General features: G+C 43.0%; 4 protein-coding genes. 3 read left to right on the forward strand and 1 reads right to left on the reverse strand.

The features are described from left to right. Window positions 1-86 precede the first annotated feature (86 nt). Genes LWP20_RS18015 through LWP20_RS18025 form a run of 3 tightly spaced genes read left to right on the forward strand, consistent with a single transcriptional unit; the run spans window position 87 to window position 1,273 of the window. A complete protein-coding gene (locus LWP20_RS18015; RefSeq protein WP_242929572.1) occupies window positions 87-578 on the forward strand; it encodes a P-loop NTPase family protein in 492 nt (163 codons plus the stop codon). Window positions 579-587: 9 nt separating this feature from the next. Further along, window positions 588-1,079, forward strand: a complete 492-nt coding sequence (locus tag LWP20_RS18020; protein ID WP_242929573.1) for a hypothetical protein — start codon at window positions 588-590, stop codon at window positions 1,077-1,079. Further along, complete coding sequence (locus LWP20_RS18025; RefSeq protein WP_242929574.1) at window positions 1,079-1,273, forward strand: hypothetical protein; 195 nt, start codon at window positions 1,079-1,081, stop codon at window positions 1,271-1,273. Before LWP20_RS18020 ends, LWP20_RS18025 begins: the two co-directional genes overlap by 1 nt. A gap of 61 nt (window positions 1,274-1,334) precedes the next feature. Here LWP20_RS18025 and LWP20_RS18030 read toward each other — a convergent pair. Further along, window positions 1,335-1,970, reverse strand: a 636-nt coding sequence (locus LWP20_RS18030) for a hypothetical protein (RefSeq protein ID WP_242929575.1), incomplete at its 5' end; no start/stop codon positions are given.

Here is a 1,970-nt window from a genome sequence, read left to right on the forward strand (position 1 = left end):
TGATGCTTGATGCACACAACTACAAAGCTTGGTTGATGGCCTGTGCCGCTTTTACGTAGGATAAAGAAGCGTTAGCCAAATACGGCATGCGGCCAGGACGTGGAGTATTGTTAACTGGGCCTTCGGGTGTTGGTAAATCCCATATTTTCATATTACTCCAAAAGTATCTAAATCATATAGATCGGAACCAGCCACTTGCTTTTACCAAAGCGCAGACGGTACAATATGCTTATGGCGATACAACTAACGGGGGTAATGCCGCCTTGCATCGCATAGCAAATAAAAAGCACACGAATGGGCTACTTGTAAACCAGGTATTCGATGACATCCTAGCTGAGCGGCCTACCAAACATTTCCAAGAGCAGCCTGTGTATGCACTTCCAGAGTTAATCACGATGCGGGAAGAGCTATTTACGTCGAAAGGTGTGCTGACGCACTTTACTGCAAATTACCGCAGTGAAAGAATACGGGAAGTCTACGGTGATCGGGTATTGTCTCGTCTTCTCTGGATGTGTGATGTTATTGTCTTTACCGACAAGGCAACAGATTGGCGGGCTTATAATCCTTTACAAGCTTAATTTTAAAAAATGAAAAAGAAAAAAGATCCGACAGAACCGATAGCCTGCCGTGTAAGCCCCGAGCAGCGGGAACAGTTGCTACAGGAAGCCGATGAAATAGGGCTAAGTTTGGCTGAATATGTGGCTATGCTGGTCACTATGGCAATGTACGAAGATACTAACATAGAAAAATTGCGTGACCAGATGAACAGTGCTACTGCTGAGCAGTTAAAACAGCTGCAAACACAGATAGCGCAGGAACAAGGGCATGTCTGGAACCAAAAACCATACGCGTCGATGCTGCAAACTGTGCTGCGAAATGATGCAATACTGGCTACGCTTTATGAAGAGTATTTTGAAAAGCCATTTCCGGCAAATGTTTTAAAACAAGCCGGATATGAATTCAATTTTATGCTGCAGGGTGCAAATATAGATCAACGCATATTTTATTTTACTGGCCGCTTTGGGTGGGCGTTTACCGATGCCAAAAGTGAACAGGTAACTTTAAAAAGAAACGGGTGATGGTAGAGCATATAGATTTTCAGATCAACCCAGCTGATTTGCAGCTGATGCCTGCTGTAACGGAAGGTAACAAAGGGTCTGGCCTGTTATGGCTGCTGGTGCTACTAGGTGCTATAGTACTTGGTTTAGTGCTCTACCTGCACTTTGCCCAGACACCGCTGAAACGAGAAAAATTAGTGCCAGATGAACTGTAAAAAACAGGATGCTATACCCCCCCAGCATCCTGTTTTCGTTTTATAGGGGTAGCGTTAGCGGCTATACAAGCTGAAATAACTCGGCTTCCTGGATCACTTCTACTTTTTGCGTCCCTAGTTTACTTGCTGAGACGTCATAGGTGAGGTTAACAAAGATGATGTAGTAGACTTTGTTATTGAACAGCACGCGTTGTGGAAACTGCTGATCAGTTGCTTCTGTCTTGATTTGGATTTCGATCTGGTCCAGGTTATAGACCACTAGATACCCGGTAGTCTTGTTATAGTTGTTGGTGTATTCTACGATCTGTTTAAACCCATCAATGATACGTTTCTTTTTGTACCCTTTTTCGGAATCATAGATTTTAACTTCCACTACCAGGGGATCCTGAGTATCAAGCATGCCTACAACGTCTGCACGGCCTGATCTGGATTTCGGGGTAGAGAAGGGGTAGTCGATACCTTGCTCAAACAAGAACAGGCGTAAATCGTCTTCAAATAACTGTTCGTAATTCGCACTTGCTTCTTTATACGCCTTGGTTAGGATGTCTGCTTTAAACCATTCGGTACGTTTTTTATACTTTTCCAACAGATATAGTACAAAGCTTTTTTCTTCGATACTATCATGTAGGTAATGAACAATAGGATCAATAAAGTTATGTACAAAACTGGAAATACGATCATTAATGGATTGTCCATG

This window comes from Pontibacter vulgaris (assembly GCF_022758145.1).
In the GTDB taxonomy this organism is placed as follows: Bacteria; Bacteroidota; Bacteroidia; order Cytophagales; family Hymenobacteraceae; genus Pontibacter; species Pontibacter vulgaris.

Coding starts and splice junctions, on each gene's coding strand:
- LWP20_RS18015 (WP_242929572.1), top strand. CDS start 87: ATGCGGCCAGGACGTGGAGTATTGTTAACTGGGCCTTCGGGTGTTGGT.
- LWP20_RS18020 (WP_242929573.1), top strand. CDS start 588: ATGAAAAAGAAAAAAGATCCGACAGAACCGATAGCCTGCCGTGTAAGC.
- LWP20_RS18025 (WP_242929574.1), top strand. CDS start 1,079: ATGGTAGAGCATATAGATTTTCAGATCAACCCAGCTGATTTGCAGCTG.